The sequence below is a fragment of the Ruegeria sp. BHSA162 genome (genome assembly GCF_059613385.1).
On sequence record NZ_JBXWSK010000061.1, the window covers coordinates 1 to 19899 of the forward strand.

Here is a 19899-nt window from a genome sequence, read left to right on the forward strand (position 1 = left end):
GTTGGGAGCATTTCGTGGGTGGCGGTGTCGCGGTTTTCGACTGCAGCGGGGACGGCTTGCCGGAACTCTTCCTTGCTGGTGGGGCGAACCCATCGCAGCTGTTCCGAAACACCTCTCAGGCGCAAATCTCCTTTCAGGCAAGCACGCCAGAGCCGCTGTCGCTGACAGGTGTGACCGGCGCCTACCCGATGGACATCGACGGCGACGCCATCCTGGACCTTGTGGTTCTGCGCGTTGGGGCGGACCTGTTGCTCAAAGGTGGACCCGATTGCCAGTTCAACCCATTCGCGGGGCTTGGGTTTGAGCCCGATGACCACTGGACCACGGCCTTCTCGGCCACGTGGGAACCCGGGCAGGCACTGCCCACTCTGGCCTTCGGAACCTATGTGGACCGCGACAATCCGAATGGCCCATTCGAGGCCTGCGGCCCCACTCTGCTGTACCGCCCCCTTGGCGAAACCTATGGCCCGCCCGTTCGGCTGGAACCCGGATACTGTGCGCTGTCGGCTTTGTTCTCGGATTGGGGCCGGACCGGGCTCGCGGATCTGCGGATCAGCAACGATCGGCACTACTATGTCCGTGGCGGACAGGAACAGATGTGGGCGATGGAAGAAACTCCGCGCCTGTATGATCAGGCAGAAGGTTGGTTGCCCTACTCGATCTGGGGCATGGGCATCGCGTCGCGCGATCTGACGGGGGATGGCTATCCCGATGTCTACCTGACCTCGATGGGAGATCAGAAATTCCAGATTTTCGACCCCGAGGCCGGCGGTCCCACATGGCGTGATGCGACCTATGACAAGGGCACGACCGCACATCGGCCGCACATCGGCGCGGACGGGCGACCATCGACCGGTTGGCACGCGCAATTCGCGGATGTGAACAACGATGGGCGTGACGACATTTTCGTCGCGAAGGGCAATGTCGAGCAGATGCCGGATGCGGCTCAGGACGATCCCAACAGCCTGTTGCTGCAGCTGGAATCCGGTCAGTTTTTCGAATCCGCGGCTGGGGCCGGTGTGGCATCGATGGCAAAATCTCGCGGCGCCGCGCTGCATGATCTGAACAATGACGGCTGGTTGGACTTGGTTGTGGTCAATCGCGGATCACCCGCCGAAATCTATCAGAACCAGCCCGCAACAGGGAACTGGGTCATGGTGAATCTGGGCCAGCATGACATCAATTCTCAGGCCATCGGCGCCTTTGTCGAAGTCCGGACCGCTGCCGGATTTCAGACCCGCGAGATCACGATCGGCGGAGGCCATGCCAGCGGGATGGCAGGGCCGCATCATTTCGGTCTGGGCGACGCCAGGACCGTTGACATTCGTGTCGTCTGGCCCGGCGGAGACCGCTCGGACTGGGAGACATACGACACCAACCGGATCATCCGATTGCGGCGCTGATCACTTGTCGACTGGCAGCCCACTGGGCACCCGCTCTGGTACACCCAGCCGTTCGGCGGGATCCTCCAGTGCAGCCAGAAAGCTCAGGATGTCGTCAACCTCTGCATCTGACAGGGCAATCGGTTGCAGTTCGTTGGCCGCGGCGATGGCATCGACCAAGGCCGGATCCTGTAGCGGCCGTTGATCATCGGCTCCGGGAAAGACAGGCAGATCTGCCATTTCGATCGAGTAGCGCCGCAACGCGCCTTCGGGGTCAAGGTGGTGCCGTACCACGTCCTCGAGCCGAGCATAGGCGCCATCGTGACCATAGGGCGCAGTCAGCGTCACATTGCGCAGCGACGGCGTCCGGAACGCAAACGCATCTTCGGTTGCACCGGTTACGCGCAGTCGACCATCATCCCGGACGTGGTTTTCAAAACGAGCAGCCTTTCCCGGGCCGATCTGCGGCATCGCGATCGCATGAAACCCGTGGTCAGTCTGAAACCACCCCGAATGGCACGATCCGCAACCGGCCTTGCCGTAAAACAGCTGCATGCCGCGCGCCGCGTCGGGCGGCAGAGGTTCCTCTCCGCGCATCGCGCGATCAAAGGGACTCTTGTCGGCACGCCATTCAAAGGCGATGAAGTCGGCAATCGCGTTGGCGATGGCTACGAACGAGACCTCCTTTTCGGGGGTCACGTCGCGGAACATCCTTTGATATTCCGGAACCAAAGCCACCCGCCCGGCGATCAGGTCCCATGCACCACCCTGTTGCGTCAGAAGGCCCAGCCGCACCGCCTTGCTGATCGGGTTTTCCGAATAATGTCCGGCCATCTCATCCGGCGACAGAACCGGGAACATCGCCTGAGCCGCCAATGCCGAGCGGAACCCCGGCCGCATATGCTGCCCCAACGGTGTTCTGATGCCGAAAGGTTGCTCAGGAGCATCCTCGAGCCTGCCGTCGTGAAAAAACGTCGTGAACTCGGTCGCGCCAAGGTTCCAGAGGGCCGGAGAGTTGCGCGGGATGCGCTGCTCGGGCAAGTTGTCGGACCCAAGCCCGCGGGCGCTGCCCAGCCCCACCCCGCCTTCTCCGATGCCCAGCGACATCCCGTCCGAGGTCCCGAACCGTGGGTGGTGGCAGGTGGCGCAACTGATGTTTTCGTTTCCCGACAGGATCGGGTCGTAGAACAGCATTTGGCCGAGTTCCACGATGGCAAGGTCGGGCTCGATGAACTCGGGAGCCGGGCCAAGGTTCTGGGCCGCTGTCCCGGTGGCAAAGCTGGCGAAAACAGCCAAGGCCGATAAGGAACGGATCACGCTCATGCCCCAGCCTCGGATATCTCAAGCATCAGCGTCTGGTGATACGGTTTCTCGGGCGTACATATGATCGATGGGAACGCGGGGACGTTCGGCGCATTCGGATAGCCCGATGGCTCGATACAGAGCCCGGCATGCGGCGCAAATGGCGCGGACAAATGGGCGGCAGAGTAGACCTGCGCCCCGGGCTGATCGGAATGGACCGTCATCGTCAATCCCGACGGCGCCGCAAGGGTGGCAACCGGTTGGGCCACCTTGCCGCCGGTGCCGAACAGGAAGAAGTGATCGAGGTCCGTGGCGGCCTGTCCGATCGGTTCGGGGGCCGCGAAATCCAGCCCGACCGATGCAGAGTCGACGATCCCGCCAGACGGTATCCCCTGATCGTCCAGTTCCAAGTGACGATCTGACGCCAACTGCAATCGGTGCTCGGAGATGCCTCGAGCGGACCCCAACGTGTAGTAGTTGTGTTGCGCGATGCTGATCGGGGTCGGCCTGTCCGGCCAGGCAGAGATCGAATATGTCAGGCGAGGGAAATCCAACCGGACCCTGACCTCGAAGCGCACAGCCCCCGGAAATCCGCCCGCGCCGTGGGGCGAGACATGGACCAGCACCGCCTCGCACGGCGAAAGCTGCTCGACCTGCCAGAACTGGCGCGAGAGCCCTTCTGCCCCCCCATGCAGCGTATTCGACCCTTCGTTCGCAATCAGCGCATGATGGGTGCCGTCCAGATCGAACCCTGCGCCGCCGATCCGGTTGGCAACCCGCCCGACGAGCGCGCCCAGATAGAACGGGTCGTTCAGGTATTCGGTCGGGTCGTCATAGCCAAGGATCAGCGGTTGGCCCTTGTACCACCACCCTTGCGTGATCGCTCCATAGCCCAGCAATGACACCCGCATGTCCCCGTCTTGCAGGACGATAACCGGGATATCAGTGCAATCAGTGCGACTTTTGTTCATCATCCAGCCAATGGCGCCAGCGCCTTGTAATACGCTCTGTATCGTCTGTAGGCGCTGTCATAGGCTTCGGTCAAATCACTCTGCGGTTCGATGATGGCGTCGATCTCTGGCGGGGTCATGATCTGTTCGGGTGTTGCGTCTCCGGCTGCGCACATGGCCAGCCGCGCGGCACCAGTCGCAGCCCCGAACGCGCTTCCCTTGGGCAGGGCCAGCGGCACATTCAGCGTGGTGGCGATGGTCTGAAGCCAGTAGCGGGACCGCGCACCGCCACCTACGGCAATCAACTGCGCCGGTTCGGTACCGGTGCTCCTCAGGGCCTCAAGGCAATCGCGCATTGCAAAACCGACACCCTCCATCACTGCCTGCACCAGATCCGTCGGCTCCGAAGCGATGTCTAGGCCCAGAAAAGCTCCTCGGATGGTGCTGTCATTATGCGGCGTCCGCTCGCCGGACAGGTAGGGCAGAAAGGTCAACGACGACGGCCCGTTTGGCTGGTCGGGCAGCGCCCCGGCCAGCGCCTCGACCGGTTGGCCTAGGTTGCGCGAAAGCCAGTTCAGGCTGTTGGTCGCCGACAGGATGACGCCCATCTGAATCCATCGCCGAGGCACCGCGTGGCAAAAGCAATGAACCGCCGTCTCGGGTGCCGGTGCATAGCTGTTCCGAGCCATCAGCAGCACACCCGAGGTGCCAAGAGACAGAAACCCGGACCCCTCGTCGATGCTGCCGATACCGCAAGCGGCCGCGGCGTTGTCGCCAGCACTGCCAGCGACCACAACCGGGCCGGACAGCCCCCATTCCCGAAGCAGTTCATCCCGCAGTTCGCCACCATGGTCAGTGCCCTCGACCAGTCGCGGCATCTGATCGGGCCTCATGTGACCCAACTCCAGCGCCCTGTCCGACCAGTCTCGCGCGCCGACATCCAGCCAGGACGTTCCCGCGCTGTCGGACATGTCACTGACATATTCCCCGGTCAGCCAGAACCGCAGATAATCCTTCGGCAACAACACCATGGCCGTACGGGCGAACAGGTCGGGTTCATGGGCACGGACCCATTCCAGCTTGGGCGCGGTGAACCCGGGGAACACGATATTGCCCGTGATCTCGCGCATCCCGGGGGTCTGGTCCAACTCTTTGGCCTCTAGCGCCGATCTGGTGTCATTCCACAGAATGCACGGCCGCAGGACGGTGCCGTCCCGATCCAACAGCGTTGCGCCGTGCATGTGGCCACTCAGTCCGATCGCCCGCAGTTGCGCCAGTGCATCGCCGTTCGTCTCACGCAGCCGGCCCATGACGGTCGCGCAGGCGTCGATCCAGTCCTGCGGGGCTTGTTCGGACCATCCCGATTGCGGGTTCGACGTAGCGATCTCAGCCTCAGCCTCGGCCAGAACCTGCCCGGCCTCGTCCACAAGAATTCCCCTGAGACCAGAGGTCCCCAGATCCAAACCCAGATACACGAGACGCGCCCTCACCAACATTATTTTAGTTGGTAAAATTATTAACCGAGATCAAAAAATGTCAACACCGGAATCCGGCGCGCAAATTCATACGAGACAAATAGGGCGGAACGTTCGGCCCCACCAGGCTTCTTTGATCGGCAGCGGATCAGCCAGTACTCTGCCAATAGGCTGTTTGCGCGCTGAAGACGTAGTTCGCTGTAGTTTGCCAACTCTTGCGCATGCTGCCCTATATCTCCGAGATCAAGGCGGGAGTCTCATTGCATGACGACCGCAACATGGGGCATGGCTGAAATTCAACCTGCAAGGAAAGCGCGCGCGTTCTTTGGGTTGCGCCCATCAGGTTTGACAGATGGCGACATCCCCTTTCTCGGCGAACGGGCCTCAGGGATCCGGGCGCAGGCACAGCCAGATCAGAAAGCCCAGGTAAAGAAAGACGGTGACGTTCAGAACGGTATCCAGAAACTCGCCTGTCATGGCCCTTCCTCCCGCGCCAGCACCCGGAACAGACAGACCACCAGAACCGGAACTATGAAAACAAAGGCGATCGCCGAAATTGCGATCACAGATCGCACCAGCCCGATATCCCCGACAAAGACCATGGCAAGCCCAAGCGCACCCAGAATTGCCCCCCACACCGTGCGGATCCGGGGAGACGGGTTTTCATCACCACCGGTTCCGATCATCGCGAGGGTAAATCCGGCGCTGACAACGCTGGTGACCACAAACAGAAACGCGGCGACGATGGTCGCTGTCTGCGTCAGTCCGGACAGTGGAAACCGCTGAAGCAACGCGAATGTGGTCGCGTCAATATTCTGCTGATTGACCACGGACAAGGAACCTTGCTGCCGCAGCGCGTCAAAAAACCCAAGCCCGCCAAACACGCCAAACCAAAGAATCGAGAACAAGGTTGGCGCGACGATCACACCCAGAAGAAACGCCCGGATCGTTCGGCCCCGGGAAATCCGGGCGATGAAGATACCGACGAACGGCGACCAGGCCAGCCACCAGATCATGTAGTTCAGCGTCCAGTCCTGAAACCAGTTGACGAGGTCGTCTCCAAAGAACTCGGCCGTGGCAAACCCGGCGGGCAGAACGTGAAAAACGTATCTCCCGAAGCCGCTCACGATACCGTTCATCAGGTATGAGGTGGGGCCAAGGACCAACAGATAAATCATCATTGCGACGGCGATCAGCATCGCAGCATTGGACAGCTTGGCCATGCCGTCCCCCAGATCCCGGCGCAGAGGGATGACAAATGCCACACACATGGCGAAAAAGACCGGAAGCGTCAGAGCCGCCGAATCCGCCACGCCAAGCAATCCGGCCAACCCGGTTTGCACCTGAAACACCCCCATGGCCAGCGAGCCAGCCAAACCCACGGCAATGGCAACGATTGACAGAAGGTCAAAGCCCCAGCCCATCGCCCGAACCCACGGGGCCGACCCCAGAGCGTCGTTCAACGGCGCGCTCAGCAGCAGAGTGCCCCCACGGCGGAAGGCGAAATAGGCAATGATCAGACCGACCACCCCGTAGATTGCCCAGGCATGAAAGCCCCAGTTCAGGTAGGTTACGAACAGAGCGTTTCCGGCGGCCCTCGGATCTAGCTCGTATTTTCTGAGCTCTTCGAAATGGGTCAGCGGCTCGGCTGCACCATAAAACAGCAGCCCAACCCCCATCCCGGCCGCAAACAGCATGGCGATCCATGCGGGAGTCGAAAACTCGGGCTCGGCACCATCCGGCCCCAACCGGATGCGCCCAAAGCGCGAAAAGGCCAGAAACAGCGCAACGAACAACAGGCCGCTGGCCTCGAGCATGATGAACCAGCCCCGGCTTTCGAACTGCGTCGCAACCGCGGCAGACGCCAACCGGCCCAGCCCCGCCGGGTCGACAAGACCCCAAATCGCGATGCCTGCGCTGATCGCAAGTGCGATGACAAGCAGCGAGTTGGTCGATGTGCGGCGCATGGGCTTTGGTCCTTGGATTTGATCCAAGGCCGAGCGTAGAGACCCGTTTGCAACCTGTCCAGAAATCAACTCTTTCGAGAATTTTGTTTGAGAACAGCCGAATATCTGTGCCTAATGGCGGAACCGACCAACGGTGGCGGGCCGCAATGGTGCTGAGCCCGCAGGAGACGTGCATGGCAACTCAACCCAAGGCCGACAACCAGCGCGTGGGCAAGCCTGGGCTGACCTTCTGGTATCAGCTGGTTGTTCTGCTGTTTCTGACCATCGCGTCATTGGTGCTGGCGTCCTCGGTTCTGATACCGCTTTCCTTCGCCATACTGTTGTTTGTGCTGCTTACTGCAACGTCTGACCGGATCCACCGGATCGTCATTCTGGGCCATTCCGTACCGAAATGGATGGCGCATCTTGGGGCCTTGTGCCTGATCCTGTTTGGATTGCTGATCATCCTGTCGATCCTGTCCAGCCAGGCCGGTCTGGTGTCCGAGGCTTTCCCGAAATACGAAGAGCGCCTGTCCGGTATTCTGGCAAAACTTGTCGCCCTCGTCGGCAACGAGAACTATGCCGCGGCCCAGAAGGCGCTGAGCCAGATCAACCTGTCGGGTTTTGCCGGCAGCATCATCGGGTCCGCCGGCGCCTTTCTCAGCGCCTTCTTCCTTGTACTGCTCTATGTGCCGTTCATGCTGGTTGAACGCGTGCCGATGCAAACCAAGATTGACCTCGCGATCTCGGATCCAACGCTTGCCAACAAAGTTCGCAACGTGCTGCACAGCACGTCCGCCAGCATCCAGCGCTATGTCGGGATCAAGACTTTCGTCAGCGCGCTAACCGGGTTCGGCAGCTTTTTTGTCATGTGGGCGGTTGGGTTGGATTTCGCCGAGACCTGGGCGGTTCTGGCCTTTCTGTTGAATTTCATCCCCACGGTCGGCTCGATCATCGGTGTCGCCCTGCCCTCTCTGGTCGCTCTTGTCCAGTTCGAGGAACTGAGCCCCTTCCTGATGGTGCTGTTGGGATGCGGGGCCGTGCAATTCTCGGTCGGAAATATTCTTGAGCCGACCTTGCTGGGCAAAAGCCTGAACCTGTCCCCTCTCATGGTCATACTGGCCCTGACATTCTGGACCGCGATCTGGGGCATTCCCGGTGCGCTGATGAGCGTGCCGATCACTGTCTGCATCATGATCATTCTGACCCACATTCCGGCCACGCGCCCCATCGCCATACTGATGTCGGGCGATGGCCGTGTGGGTCCCAAAGACTGATCTCGATGCCGCCAAACCGGATTATCGGCCCATCGCCCGCGCGACTGGCCGCTTGACGAAAGGACAACACCAATGGTTACCAAAGCGGAACTTGAACAGCAGGTCGCTGAGTTGAAGCGGCAGCTTGAAGAGCAGGCCGAGGACAAAAAGTCGGGCGCGCGCAAGGCGGGCGAAAAGGTGAAAGAGGCCGTCCAGGACATTCCCGATAAGTTGTCGGCCGAGTTCGAAGACTGGTCCGGTGAGATCGAAACCGCGCTGGCCGAGCTGGATGCCATGCCACACAAGAAAGCCATCCTGTTCGCCCTGGGCGTTTTCGCTCTGGGCTACGCGATCGGTCGGTCCAGGTAGGAGACAGTCAGATGAGCCGCATTTCCCGAAACATTTCCATCATCCTGCGTACCGAACGGCTGATCGCTCAGCGGAACATGACCGTCTTGGCCAAACGCGCGGGCTTTTTCGCCGCAGCCGGATTGGCGGGCGGGTTGGCCATCATCATGCTGAATGTCGCGGGCTATCTTGCTCTGGCGTCAGTGATGTCCAAGCCGTTGGCTGCACTGGTCATCGCCCTGATCAACCTGATCGTGGCGCTGATACTCGCGGCTATCGCCAACTCGGTCAGCGCCGAGGCCGACACTGCGCCAGTAGCAGAACTGCGCGACATGGCGATCGGCGATATCGAGGCCGAGGTTCAGGACATGATGTCAGAGGCTCGCGAGACGGTCCGCGACCTTAGAACCGTCTCACGCGACCCTCTGGGAACGCTTGCCCCCGGGTTGGTGACCATGATCGCAAGCGCCGTTCTGAAACACCTGAAGAACCGCAAAGAGTAAGCGGCGACTGTCGCCTAGACGGTCGCCCCTTTCTGACGGATCAGACAGCCAATGCTGCTGGCGCACACACCGACCAGAACGCCGATGATCAACTCCATCGGCTCGACCTTGGCAAAGGTCCAATGCGCGAAAGCCAGGGTTTCCAGTATGCCGATCACCGCGCCCATCGTCGCGGCCAACCACAGTTGGCGGGTCATCATGCCCACCGCAAGGCCCAGAATGCCGGGCAGGCTCAGGATGTTGCCGCCGATTGTTCCAAGAATCTCAAGCATGTCGTGCCACTCCTAGTCGGATGTGCTGTTCAGGAATGATCGGATCTCGGCCGCGCCGGTACTCTGAGCAATTTCGGTGCCGGTCACCGGATCCAGCGAGGCGACCACTTTCTGATACTCCTCCAGATAGCCCGGCGGCAGGCTGTGCGCGATGCCCTGGTGGCAGTCGATGCAGGTCATGTTCTCGTCGATCGCACGCTGGTGTTCGTTGGCGGCGCGCGTTTCCTGAATGGTGAAGTCCATGTATTCGAAATTGTGACAGTTGCGGCATTCGCGGCTGTCCGAGGCCTTCATCTTTTTCCACACGGCCGAGGCCATCTGCAGGCGGTGATCCTCGTATTTCTCGGGCGTGCTGATGGTGCCGACCAGCTCGTGATAGACGTCTTTCACCGCCATGATCTTGGCTTCGATCTTGAAGCTCCATTCCTTGGGCACGTGGCAATCGGAACAGATGGCCCGTACGCCCGAGTGGTTGTTGTAGTGGATCGTTTCCCGGTATTCGCCAAGGTTGGTTTCCATCGTGTGGCACGAGACGCAGAATTCTTCGGTATTCGTCATCTCAAGCGTCCAGTGGAACCCACCCCAGAACAGGATGCCGGCCAGAAAGCCCGCCAGAACCAGAAAGCCTGCGCTGAACGCGGCGGCCGGAGTCCAGATCCACGCCCAGATGCGGCCGATCAAGCCGCGCTTTTCAGGAGAGTCTGCCATATTTGGTGCTCCTTTCAGTCCAAAGCTGGATCAGTTTCCGGCCGAGGGCTGGAACAGGTTGTCGACCAGGGCCGGCGCATCCGCCTGCGGCACATGGCACTGGTTGCAGAAATAACGGGTGCCCGCGATCTGATCGAGCTCGTTGCCTTCGCGGTCCAGGTAGTGGGTCATCGACAGGGTCGGCGCGTTGCGCTCGCCGGCCTTGGTCCAGTCGTGGCAGGACAGGCACTGATTGGTGCGGATGTCGATCTGGTACTGGTCGATCTTGTGCGGGATCAACGGCGGCTGCTGGCGATAGTTGCGCTGCATGCGCCCTTCGATGTTGCGGTGCACATCATCAAGGATGGCCGGATCATCGATATCCACGCCTCGCAACGTGGTCACGGACGCGGATTGCGCAAAAGCAAGCCCGGTCACAAGAATAACAGGGATCAGGGCTATTGCGCCTGTCGCTATTGATTTTTTCATCTTGGCACTCCCTTAAGCAGGTCTGGCGGCGCGCGGTTCTGGCGCGGCGGCTGGATCGGGTGGCGCGACGACGGCGTCATCGAACCGGTGGGTAAGTTTGAAGACATCGACCGAGCACACATCGATGCAACGGCCGCATGTTGTGCAATCGGGCGACAGGATCAGCGGGCTGGATCCCGGCTTGCCCTTCAGTGCGGGCGAGATCACCTGGTTTTCCGGACAAACCGCATAGCAATCCATACAGTCGTCACAGGCGGCGCGATTGGTCGCGCTGACCCGCAGCAGGCTTTTGGCGCCGATCAAGCCGTAGAAGGCCCCGACCGGGCAGATATGGCCGCACCATCCATGCCGGGCCACGAACAGGTCAAAGACAAAGATCGCTACGACCATCGCCCAGACAAAACCCATGCCAAAGACCAGCCCGCGGTGCAGCATCGTGATCGGATTCACCAGTTCCCACGCAATCACGCCGGTCAGGGCGGACACGATCAGAACGGTCGCCAATATCCACAATCGGGTGCTGCGTTTGGGCTGCCAGCCTTTGGACAGGTCCAGCCGACGGTGCAGCCAATGCGCGGCATCCGTGACCGGGTTGATCGGGCACACCCACGAGCAATAGACCCGCCCTCCGATCAGCGCATAGGCCACCAGAACGATCAGCCCGCCGATCAGCGCGGTCATTTCCGGCCAGTGGCCGGCCACCAGCCCCTGCAGCAGGATGAACGGATCGGTCAGCGGCAGCACGTCCAGCGTCAACGATCCGGCCAGCGTGCCCTTGACGATCCAGATGCCGAACCACGGTCCCAACAGGAACAGCGCCAGAAAGAACACCTGACTGAACCGCCGCAGCAGCAGGAACCGATGGGCGCCGACCCATCCCTTGACCTCGCGGGCCTCGTGCCCGACGGGCATATGTGTCCGCGCCGTCATTGGCCTGCCCCCGGAAGGTTGTAGCCCGGTTCGTACCCGCCCGGCGCGGCAAGGTTGTCCGCGCCCGGTCCGGGCAGGCGATCGGGCAGGTCGATGATGCCTTCGACCAGCGGCCCGCCCTTTTCGGCCTTTTCTTCCCATCCCTTGCGGTAATGCTCGGCCGAACTGCCGCGCGCCAGCCGTGCGGGCAAAACCTTGATCGCCGCCTCGGGCAGAACGCAGCTTTTCTCGCAGACGCCACAGCCGGTGCAGCGGTCGGCATGAACCGTCGGCGCAAAGATCGCGTGGTGGCCGGACCGGTCGTTGTGCGACAGTTCCAGCGTGATCGCCTCGTCGATCACGGGGCACACGCGATAGCACACGTCGCAGCGCAGCCCCAGGAAGTTCAGGCAGTTCTCCTGATCGACCAGAACCGCAACACCCATCTTGGCGCCGTCGATATCCTGCAACCCCTTGTCCAGCGCCCCAGTCGGGCAGGCCGCAACACAGGGGATATCTTCGCACATCTCGCAGGGCACGTCGCGGGCGATGAAATACGGCGTACCGGTCGCCATCGCATCGACTCCCAACTCGGCCAGCTTCAGTGTGTCATAGGGGCAATCGCGGACGCACAGCCCGCAGCGGATGCAGGCACCCATAAAATCATTTTCGGGCAATGCCCCCGGCGGTCGCAAGGCCTCGGCTGGCAGGGCGCGGGCGTCGCGGGCCAGATAGGCCAGCACCGACCCGGCGACCAGACAGCCACCCGCCGCGCGCGCCGAGTCCTGCAGGAACCGGCGCCGTTGCGGCGAAAGAGGTTTGCCGACCAGAGACATTACACGCGACCTTTGCGATCCCTGCCCTTACGCCCGCTCGACCTTGCAGGCGCATTTCTTGAAGTCCGTCTCTTTCGACAGCGGACAGGTCGCATCCAGCGTCAGCTTGTTGGTCAGTTGGCCCTCGTCGAACCACGGCATGAACACGAGGCCACGCGGCACCTTGTTGCGACCACGGGTCTCGACACGGCTGATCACCTCGCCGCGGCGGGTGGACAGCACGATCTCCTGCCCGCGGCGCACGCCGCGTTCCTTGGCGTCCTCGGGGTGCATGAACACCACGGCGGCGGGGAAGGCGCGGTGCAGCTCGGGCACGCGGCGGGTCATCGACCCGGAATGCCAGTGCTCCAGCACCCGGCCGGTGCACAGCCAAAGATCGAACTCTTCGTCCGGCTCCTCTGCTGCCGGTTCGTAGGGCGCGAAGATGATCTTGGCCTTTCCGTCCTTGTGGCCATAGAATTTGACGCCAGCACCCTCAGGCACATACGAATCGTAGCCCTCGCGGAAGCGATAGAGCGTCTCTTTCCCGTCCACGACCGGCCAGCGCAAACCGCGGGCCTGGTGATAGGTTTCGAACGGTGCCAGATCGTGCCCGTGGCCGCGGCCAAAGCTGGCATATTCCTCGAACAGGCCCTTTTGGACGTAGAAGCCGAAATGCTCGGATTCGTCGTTGTGGAACCCTTCGGCGGTTTCCGACAGCGGATACTGGTCGATCTTGCCGTTGGCATACAGTACGTCGAACAGGGTCTTGCCACGATGCTCGGGCATCTTGGCCAGCAACTCTTCGTCCCAGACCTCCTCGACGGTGAAGCGTTTCGAGAACTCCATCAGCTGCCACAGGTCCGACTTGGCCTCGCCCGGGGCCTTGACCTGCTGACGCCAGAACTGGGTGCGGCGTTCGGCGTTGCCATAGGCCCCTTCTTTCTCGACCCACATGGCGGTCGGCAGGATCAGGTCGGCCGCAACGGCAGTGACCGTTGGGTACGGATCCGATACGACGATGAAGTTTTCGGGGTTGCGATAGCCGGGATAGCCTTCTTCGTTGATATTGGGGGCGGCCTGCATGTTGTTGTTGCACTGCACCCAATAGACGTTCAGATCACCATCCTTCAGCTTGCGGTTCTGCAGAACCGCGTGGAAGCCCGGTTTGGGCGGAATGGTGCCTTCGGGAATGTTCCACTTGGTCTCGGTGATCTTGCGGTGTTCATCATTGGTCACCACCATGTCGGCGGGCAGGCGGTGGGCAAAAGTGCCAACCTCGCGCGCGGTGCCACAGGCCGAAGGCTGACCGGTCAGCGAGAACGGTGAGTTGCCGGGCTCGGAGATTTTGCCCACCAGCAAGTGCACGTTGTACATCAACGAGTTCACCCAGGACCCGCGGGTGTGCTGGTTGAAGCCCATGGTCCACAGGCTCATGACCTTGCGGTTCGGGTCGGCATATTCCTTGGCCAGCTGCTCAAGCTGGTTCGCCGGTACGCCCGACAGTTCAGAGACGTATTCCAGCGTGTAGTCGGCGACCGAGGCGGCGTATTCCTCGAACGAGATCGGCTCCAGCTTGCCCGAGTCCGGGTTCGCCGCGGCCTGTTGCAGCGGGTTGGTCTCGCGCAGGCCGTAACCGATGTCGGTAGCGGTCTTGGTGATGTTGACGTGGTTCTTGACGAACTCCTCGTTCACCGCGCCGGTCTGGATGATGTGGTTTGCGATGTAGTTCAGGATCGCCAGATCGGTCTGCGGCTTGAAGATGATCCCATTGTCGGCCAGCTCGAACGAGCGGTGCTCGAAGGTCGACAGCACATGCACCTGCGCGCCCGGTTTGGTCAGGCGCGTATCGGTCAAGCGCGACCACAGGATCGGGTGCATCTCGGCCATGTTCGAGCCCCACAGCACGAAGGTGTCGGCATGCTCGAGGTCGTCATAGCAGCCCATCGGCTCATCAATGCCGAAGGTCCGCATGAAGCCCACCACGGCCGAGGCCATGCAGTGCCGCGCGTTCGGGTCGATGTTGTTCGTGCGGAACCCGGCCTTCATCAACTTGGCCGCGGCATAACCCTCCCACACGGTCCACTGTCCCGAGCCGAACATGCCCACGCTGGTCGGGCCTTTCTTGGCCAGCGCCTCTTTCCACTTCTCGGCCATCACGTCGAAGGCTTCGTCCCAGCTGACGGGCTCAAAGTCACCGTTCTTGTCATAGACGCCGTTCGATTTGCGCAATAGCGGGGTGGTCAGACGGTCCTTGCCGTACATGATCTTCGAAAGGAAGTAGCCCTTGATGCAGTTCAGCCCCCGGTTCACCGGAGCGTCCGGGTCGCCTTGCGTGGCAACCACGCGGTCGTTCTTGGTGCCCACCAGAACCGAGCAGCCCGTGCCGCAGAACCGGCAAGGTGCCTTGTCCCATCGGATGTCGGCATTGGCGACTTGGGCGGCAGCTTGGCCCGTCGCCAGCGGGATACCGGCCGCGGACGCGGTCGCGGCGGCGGCGGTTGCTTTCAGAAACGTACGGCGAGATTCGGAAATGGTCATGACAAGGGCCTCCGGCTGGAATCTTGGCTGGGAGTTTCAGGACGCGGACGGGTCTCCGCGAGATCTTCGAAATGGTGATAGGTCAGGGTCAGCGAGACGACCCCGGGGATCTGGTGCAGGTCCATGATGATCTCGGACGCCAACCGTGTCGGCGTGTCCTCGACAACGACAACGAACCGGCTGTCGTCGGATTCGGCATGGACCTCGACCCCGTCAAACGCAGTCATCGCCGACCGTGCTGCCGAGGTCTGGTCCGGCGCGACATGCACGAGGCATCCACAGATATTCATTCACGCACCTCCACTGTGGCGGGCTGGTATCTCTCAAGGGAAACGGCACCGGTCGGGCATGCGGCCGAACAGGCTCCGCAACCGACACATGATGCCAGGTCCAGGTTCACTTCGGCACGGCCTCCGGTTTTCAGGCGGAATCGGATGGCCCCTTGATCGCAGCTGTCCTGGCACACCCGGCAACTGACACCATTTGCCGAAAGGCAGGTGTCGGACACTTTCGCGCGCCACGGCCACTCGGCGAACCGGTCCAGGCTCAATGCGTCGGTCTTGCACGCGTCGGCGCAGTCTCCGCAAAAGGTGCAGCCACCCTGCTGCGGCTGAAACACCGGCAAGCCCGCGTCGTCCATAGCCAGAACTTCCTCGGGACAAACCGAGACACAGTCGCCGCATCGAGTGCAGAGATCGTGGAAGTTTTCGCGCGCCGCTCCTGGCGGCCGCTTCACGCTGTCGTCTTCGCGAGGCAGGCGTCCCGTCAGGAACGCGCGCCTGCTGGCTACTGCAGACATGTGCCGCCCACCTGTTCTAGAAACATTTGTGGTACTCCGTTCATGCTGCGTGGATAGCGGATACGAGTCAACTCTGACTTGATCTTGATCAGATTTGTTCATGGATTGAGCAAACGAATCCTTCCTGAAACACAACTCTGGAAAGGCGCGACACAAAGCTGATCCGAAAACCCGGAAACGGCGGATTGCGCAGTCATAATCGAATATTACTATAAAAAATGCAGACTCGACCCGGTGGTCTGTACTAGGCTGCCTGCGGGTGGATACTTCTGAGGGCACCAATGTCTGGCGACCTACGGGAATGGCTGAGCGCCCTTGGGTTGTCCGATTACACCCAAGCGTTCGCGGAAAACAAAATCGACTTTGCAATTCTTCCGGAACTTACGGGCGAGGATTTGCGCGAGATCGGAGTGACCGCCGTCGGCGACCGTCGCCGGTTGCTGCGCGCGATATCCGAGCTGGACGTCCCGGACAACGTCGGCGCATTTGAACCCGAGGTCGAACTGGAGCCGGCAAAACGGCAGGTCACGGTTCTGTTCGCGGACCTGACCGGCTTTACCAAATTGTCCAGCGAACACGACGCCGAAGACATGCACGCGCTGCTGAATGCGTTCTTTGGCAAGGTCGACCGCGCCGTCGAGAAATTTGGAGGCCGGATCGACAAGCATATCGGAGACGCTGTCATGGCGGTGTTCGGGGCGCCGATCTCGCACACCAACGACACCGAACGAGCGGCCCGGGCTGCGTTGGAGATTCACGCCGCGCTGCCCACACTTGACCCGCCCCTGTCCTGCCATATCGGCATCGCCTCAGGGCAGGTCATCGCCAGCACCACCGGAAGCGAGGCCCATACCGAATACACCGTGACCGGGGACGGCGTGAATCTTGCGTCCCGCCTAACCGACATTTCTGCGCCGGGTCAAACGTTGGTGTCGGATGACATCCAGCGCGCGCTTGGCCCTCTGTTCGTGGGCGAGGCGATCGGCACCAAAGCGATTAAAGGCCTGAATAAGGATGTCGAAATCTGGCGTCTGGACCGCCTGGCCCGGAACATCCGCACGCGGCGCCACAAATTCATCGGGCGGGAACGCGAGATGTCGTTGTTCTCGGCGACATTCGACCGTTGCCAGCGCCATGGAAAGGGTGAGGTTCACATCATTCTTGGCGAACCGGGTATCGGCAAGACCCATTTTTCGGAACAGGTGGCCGAGCTGGCCGCAAACCGGTCCTATTCGATCCACGGGGGCGTGGTGATGGATTTCGGCACACGCGAAGGGCATTCGGCCATCCAGTCCATCGCCCGCAGCCTTCTGGGGCTCGACCCGACCGACGACTCCGATGCCAGCACCGCGGCCGCTCATGACGCGATCGGCCGGGGGTGGATCAACCCTGCCAGTTCAGCCCATCTGAGCGCTTTGCTCGAACTTGAACAGGATCCCGGATTGGCCGAAGTCTATGCCGCAATGGACAACGCCGCACGCATGCGGGGTCGGCGACAGGTCATCGACGAACTGCTGCAGACCCGCAGCCGCGAGGCCCCCCTACTGCTCCAGGTCGAGGACATACATTGGGCGCCACCGGACATTCTGACCATGTGCTCCTACATGGCTGCCGCGACGCGGGACCTGCCTTGCGTTCTGATGATGACCAGCCGGGTCGAAGGCGACCCGATCGATCGGGAATGGCAGATGGGAACGGACGGTGCGCTGGTGTCCAAGCTTGAGCTTTCGCCGATGGGCGACGAACAGGCGCGGAAACTGGTCGAGGAATTCACCGCCATCGACCCCGAGCTGTTGGAAACCTGCGTGCAACGCGCCGGAGGCAATCCGCTGTTTCTCGAGCAACTGCTGCGCAATATCGACGGCCTGACCCGCGACACCGTCCCCGGCAGCATCCAAGGCATCGTGCAATCCCGTCTGGACGGGTTGGATCGTCGAAGCAGAACGGCGATTCAGGCAGCATCGGTTCTGGGGCAGCGGTTCTCGCCCGAAGTTCTGAACTACCTGCTGGGTGAAGGCCATCTGGACACGTCCGACCTGATCCGCTCGGCCCTGATCCGCGAGGCCGGGGCAGATCTGATGTTTGCGCATGCTCTGATCCGCGACGGATCTTATGCGACGCTGGTCAAGTCCGAGCGCGCCCGACTGCACCGGCAGGCAGCAAGCTGGTACGAAGGCAAGGACGCCACCTTGCGCGCCCAACACCTGGACCGTGCCGACGCCTCCAACGCAGCCGAAGCTTATCTGGAGGCCGCCGAAAACCTGATTCATGCCTTCCAGTTTGACGAGGCCAGCCCGCTGATCGAACGCGCGCTCGAGCTTACGGCGCCGCCGGGTATCCGGTTTGACCTGATGTGTGCCCGCGCGGAAACCCATCGACTTCAGGGCCTGTCGGACGAGGCCCTGAGCGAATTCAACGAAGCCGCTGCCTTGGCCGAGACTGACGCGCAGAGTTGCCGCGTTCATATCGGTCTGGCACAAGCCGCACGCCAGGCCAGCCTGTACCAGGATGCGCTGCACAGCCTCGACATCGCCGAGGCCGCCGCTGACCGCAATGGATCGGAACGGGATCTGGCCCAGATCAGCTATGTTCGCGGAAACATCTATTTCCCGCTGGGACGGGTCGCGGATGCTCTGCAAAGCAACGAAAAAGCGCTGACGCTGGCCCGCAAACTGGAATCCGTCCGGCTGGAGGTCGGCGCCCTCAGCGGCTTTGGCGATGCGAATTTCATGAATGCCGCAATGCGTACCGCCGCAGGGTTCTACACTCAGGCCGTCGAAAGAGCGCGGGACAAAGGACTGGTCAGGGACCTGGCCGCCAACCTTCACAATCTCAGTGTTGCCCGCAGTTACTCGGGTGACGTGGCGCAAGGTCGGGCCGATGCGCAGGAAGCCATCGAAATCTCGCAGAAATACTTTGCCTTCGTGCCGGAATGTGTCGCGCAGACCTGCCTGGGCGTCGCGTGCACCTTTCAGGATGACTTGGACGGTGCGCTGCAGGCCTTCATCCAATCCGCCGATATCGCCCAACGTGTCGGTGCCAAGCGACTCGAGGCTCAGGCGCTGGAACACTTGGCGCGGGCGCAGGTTTATGCCGGGCAAAGGCACGAGGCTGAACAGGTGGGGCGGCGCGCCGTGGAAATCGCGTTGGAACATGGCCGCAACTTTGTCGGCCCCAAAGCGCTGTCGGCATTGGCCTTGGCTCTGGACGATCCGGATGCCCAGGATGATCTGTTGGATCAGGGCGTCCGGATACTGGGCGAAGGCTGCGTTGGGCATAGCCACCTGCATTTCTACGCAGACGCCTGCGCCGTGATGCTGGCCCGCCAGAATTGGGACCGCGCGATCCGCTTTGCCGACGCCTTGTCCGAGTTCACCGCCTCGGAGCCGCTGCCGATGGCCGATCTGTCCATCCGTCACACCCGTCTTCTTGCTGCGGCCGGGCAACAGGGCCTCGCCCTGTCTGACCACGCCGAGTTTCCAGAACTTCGATCACAGTTCGATGATCTGGGCGTGGTGCGGTCGCTGATGGGGCATCTGGATTTTCCGGTGGCCGGGATGGCCGGTCAACCGACGGCATGAACCGCATGACGATGGAACAACAGGAAGAAACAGGGCGCGTAATGACGGTCGAGAAAAAGGTCTGGGGTCTGTCAGGCCTCGTGTCGCTGATACTGACGGCCGTATTGTTCTACCTTTGGGCATCGCTGAACCATTTCGAGCAGGACCCGACCCAATTGCCGGATCAAGCCTCGGTCGATTCCTACCTGGAGTCGCTGGAGAACGCGCCGGATTATCGGGTCAGGACGGGAATATTCCTCAAATCCTTCAGTTTCGTCGACGCAAGCGATGTCCACGTCACGGGCTATGTCTGGCAGCACTATCAAACCGGCGTCCATGACGCGATAAAACCCGAACCCGGTCAGGCCGGGTTCCTTCTGCCCGAGTCCGTGGATGTCGGGAGCGGCCTTATCGAAGAAGCCTACCGGATGCCAGAACCCGGTGGCGAAGTGATCGGCTGGTACTTTGAGCAGACCCTGCGCCAGTCCTTCGACTACACCAGCTATCCTTTCGACCACAAAACCGTCTGGGTGCGGTTCTGGCCGGGCCGGTTTGACGTGAAGGTCGCCTTGGTTCCCGACTTCGACGCCTATCCCGCGACTGGGCCAAAGGACATTTTCGGGATCGACAACCGCATCGTCATGGGCACTTGGGAACGCGAAAAC

General features: G+C 61.5%; 17 protein-coding genes and 1 pseudogene. 6 read left to right on the forward strand and 12 right to left on the reverse strand.

What is annotated here, in order from left to right; translation table 11 throughout:
• Positions 1-1403 (forward strand): CRTAC1 family protein (locus AC2FM5_RS14765; RefSeq protein ID WP_496736500.1); only part of this gene is annotated, 1403 nt, incomplete at its 5' end.
• Here the strand turns inward: AC2FM5_RS14765 and AC2FM5_RS14770 are convergent.
• The 4 genes from AC2FM5_RS14770 to AC2FM5_RS14785 form a co-directional block, all read right to left on the reverse strand.
• A complete protein-coding gene (locus AC2FM5_RS14770) occupies positions 1404-2705 on the reverse strand; it encodes a cytochrome-c peroxidase (protein ID WP_496736502.1) in 1302 nt (433 codons plus the stop codon).
• Complete coding sequence (locus AC2FM5_RS14775; protein WP_496736503.1) at positions 2702-3658, reverse strand: aldose epimerase family protein; 957 nt, start codon at positions 3656-3658, stop codon at positions 2702-2704. The genes AC2FM5_RS14770 and AC2FM5_RS14775 overlap by 4 nt, the downstream gene beginning before the upstream one ends.
• Positions 3655-5109, reverse strand: a complete 1455-nt coding sequence (gene xylB / locus AC2FM5_RS14780) for a xylulokinase (protein ID WP_480695402.1) — start codon at positions 5107-5109, stop codon at positions 3655-3657. The genes AC2FM5_RS14775 and xylB overlap by 4 nt, the downstream gene beginning before the upstream one ends.
• Before the next feature lie 473 nt (positions 5110-5582).
• Positions 5583-7076, reverse strand: a complete 1494-nt coding sequence (locus AC2FM5_RS14785; protein WP_496736505.1) for a BCCT family transporter — start codon at positions 7074-7076, stop codon at positions 5583-5585.
• A gap of 173 nt (positions 7077-7249) precedes the next feature.
• Here AC2FM5_RS14785 and AC2FM5_RS14790 point away from each other — a divergent pair, with 173 nt between their 5' ends.
• The 3 genes from AC2FM5_RS14790 to AC2FM5_RS14800 all read left to right on the forward strand — a co-directional run bounded on the left by AC2FM5_RS14790 (position 7250) and on the right by AC2FM5_RS14800 (position 9162).
• The gene (locus tag AC2FM5_RS14790) at positions 7250-8332 is read left to right on the forward strand and encodes an AI-2E family transporter (RefSeq protein ID WP_496736507.1); all 1083 of its coding nucleotides are present in this window, start codon (positions 7250-7252) and stop codon (positions 8330-8332) included.
• A 72-nt stretch (positions 8333-8404) separates the two neighbouring features.
• A complete protein-coding gene (locus AC2FM5_RS14795; protein ID WP_496736508.1) occupies positions 8405-8680 on the forward strand; it encodes a hypothetical protein in 276 nt (91 codons plus the stop codon).
• Between the two features lie 11 nt (positions 8681-8691).
• Complete coding sequence (locus tag AC2FM5_RS14800; protein ID WP_170339560.1) at positions 8692-9162, forward strand: phage holin family protein; 471 nt, start codon at positions 8692-8694, stop codon at positions 9160-9162.
• Positions 9163-9176: 14 nt separating this feature from the next.
• Here AC2FM5_RS14800 and AC2FM5_RS14805 read toward each other — a convergent pair whose 3' ends face one another.
• Genes AC2FM5_RS14805 through napF form a run of 8 tightly spaced genes read right to left on the reverse strand, consistent with a single transcriptional unit; the run spans position 9177 to position 15674 of the window.
• Positions 9177-9434, reverse strand: a complete 258-nt coding sequence (locus AC2FM5_RS14805; RefSeq protein WP_093964456.1) for a hypothetical protein — start codon at positions 9432-9434, stop codon at positions 9177-9179.
• A 12-nt stretch (positions 9435-9446) separates the two neighbouring features.
• Positions 9447-10142 carry a NapC/NirT family cytochrome c gene (locus tag AC2FM5_RS14810; RefSeq protein WP_093964455.1) on the reverse strand — a complete coding sequence of 232 codons (696 nt, stop codon included), beginning with the start codon at positions 10140-10142 and terminating at the stop codon, positions 9447-9449.
• Between the two features lie 30 nt (positions 10143-10172).
• Entirely contained in the window at positions 10173-10610 is a 438-nt protein-coding gene (locus AC2FM5_RS14815) for a nitrate reductase cytochrome c-type subunit (protein ID WP_170434153.1), read from the reverse strand.
• A gap of 12 nt (positions 10611-10622) precedes the next feature.
• Positions 10623-11540: a quinol dehydrogenase ferredoxin subunit NapH gene (gene napH, locus AC2FM5_RS14820; protein WP_170365084.1), complete on the reverse strand. Its 918-nt coding sequence runs from the start codon at positions 11538-11540 to the stop codon at positions 10623-10625.
• A complete protein-coding gene (gene napG / locus AC2FM5_RS14825; protein ID WP_170434149.1) occupies positions 11537-12355 on the reverse strand; it encodes a ferredoxin-type protein NapG in 819 nt (272 codons plus the stop codon). Before napG ends, napH begins: the two co-directional genes overlap by 4 nt.
• 27 nt (positions 12356-12382) lie before the next feature.
• On the reverse strand, positions 12383-14875 hold the full coding sequence (gene napA / locus AC2FM5_RS14830) for a nitrate reductase catalytic subunit NapA (protein ID WP_170365082.1): 2493 nt from the start codon (positions 14873-14875) through the stop codon (positions 12383-12385).
• Entirely contained in the window at positions 14872-15165 is a 294-nt protein-coding gene (locus tag AC2FM5_RS14835; RefSeq protein ID WP_170365080.1) for a chaperone NapD, read from the reverse strand. Before AC2FM5_RS14835 ends, napA begins: the two co-directional genes overlap by 4 nt.
• Positions 15162-15674, reverse strand: coding sequence for a ferredoxin-type protein NapF (gene napF / locus AC2FM5_RS14840; RefSeq protein WP_170434145.1), 513 nt, complete (start codon positions 15672-15674; stop codon positions 15162-15164). Before napF ends, AC2FM5_RS14835 begins: the two co-directional genes overlap by 4 nt.
• A gap of 281 nt (positions 15675-15955) precedes the next feature.
• Between napF and AC2FM5_RS14845 the strand changes: the two genes are divergently transcribed.
• Both AC2FM5_RS14845 and AC2FM5_RS14850 read left to right on the forward strand, forming a co-directional pair.
• Complete coding sequence (locus AC2FM5_RS14845) at positions 15956-19255, forward strand: adenylate/guanylate cyclase domain-containing protein (RefSeq protein ID WP_170441314.1); 3300 nt, start codon at positions 15956-15958, stop codon at positions 19253-19255.
• Positions 19252-19899 (forward strand): annotated as a pseudogene (locus tag AC2FM5_RS14850) (hypothetical protein); the annotation flags it as partial. The gene AC2FM5_RS14845 and the pseudogene AC2FM5_RS14850, both read left to right, overlap by 4 nt.